Source organism: Serratia sp. HMSC15F11, assembly GCF_001808215.1.
Classification (GTDB): domain Bacteria; phylum Pseudomonadota; class Gammaproteobacteria; order Enterobacterales; family Enterobacteriaceae; genus Serratia; species Serratia nevei.
On sequence record NZ_KV792447.1, the window covers coordinates 1 to 1308 of the forward strand.

Sequence of the window (1308 nt, forward strand, 5' to 3'; positions counted from 1 at the left end):
TGGCGTTATCAATTGCCTGTCTGAATACAAGTTTACTGTTTTGGTCGATACCAAGAAATTCATTTGCTTTTGTTGATGAAGAATTATAACGCCATATCATCCCATAACCAGCTTCGGCACTTAGTGATGACCAATAATCACCAGCACTAGCGGTCTGGAAACCATTACTTGCAGGGGCAATCATTTTGCCAGTACTGGAGATCGTACCGGTAATGGTTAAGTTGCCAAAGTTTGCAGGCTGACCAAGGCGGGCATAACGTGTATCTTGTTCAGTACTGGTATAGATACGAGTCCATGCAGTGTTCTGATTACGTGCATATAGCTTTAGATCGCCCGTCTCAGACATAACGATCGAGGCTTCGTTCTTGTTATTCGTGAGTCCTACACCGATAAGGTTAGTACTTGCAGGGTTGCCGGATGCAGCTGCTGGGATCTGGATGAAACCATTACCTGCTATCTGTCCTGTTGCTGGTGTGTACTGAGGTGCATCAATACCATCGCTACCTAGGCCATAATCAGAACGGCGTAGTAATGGTTGAATTGGTGCGAATCCTTGAGTAACTACAGTTTCAGGTGTGAACAGGTATGATCTCTGTACAACTGAGTCCTTGTCACCTGTGAGATTGTGCGATTGAACGTATCCATTGAGTACTATATAGCTTTCGGCATTGGCTTCTTCATCAGTACTGTATTTTACTTTTACTTGAATGGGAGTTTGTTGTTCTGCCGCTTGTTCTAAAAATTTATGGCTTGGTTCATCGATAACATAATTCACAGTAATCGGGAATGCGTCAATTGCCTTATCCCCTGTCAGTACTGAACTATAATCACTATCATAAGTTTCGATATTCTCTACCGAACTTGTTTGTAAAATTGTTGGAAATTCTGCAATGTTTGCAATTTCCTGATAACCACCGAAACTGGGACTATTGTTCCCAATATCAGTAGTGTAAAAAATTTGTAGGTCTTGTCCTGTTGAAATGTTCATTAGCTTTCCTTCCGTTGGATTACACTAATATTTAGTTGAAAGGTCCCTGTGCATATACCAGTAGTTGGATCTTGATGTGTACCGATATTGTCAAAAACGGGTTGCTTACTAATGATAAAATTCTCATTTAAAAAACATTCCTGTACTTTTGATTGAAATATTGACATTGTTTCTGACGTTAAGATATAGAATTGTTCTGTTGGATTTGTTTTGTTATTTCCAAAAGTAATATAGAATACTACCGAAAATGAACTCTCTGTACGTCCTGACATATTCATTTGTACTTCATTTGCTTGTATCTCGGAACAAAACACCCTAGT

The 1308-nt window shown here is 39.6% G+C and carries 1 protein-coding gene and 1 pseudogene; both read right to left on the reverse strand.

What is annotated here, in order from left to right:
- A pseudogene (locus tag HMPREF3138_RS26290) lies at positions 1-988 on the reverse strand (hypothetical protein); the annotation flags it as partial.
- On the reverse strand, positions 988-1308 hold a 321-nt coding region (locus HMPREF3138_RS26830; RefSeq protein WP_210394214.1), incomplete at its 5' end, for a hypothetical protein. The gene HMPREF3138_RS26830 and the pseudogene HMPREF3138_RS26290, both read right to left, overlap by 1 nt.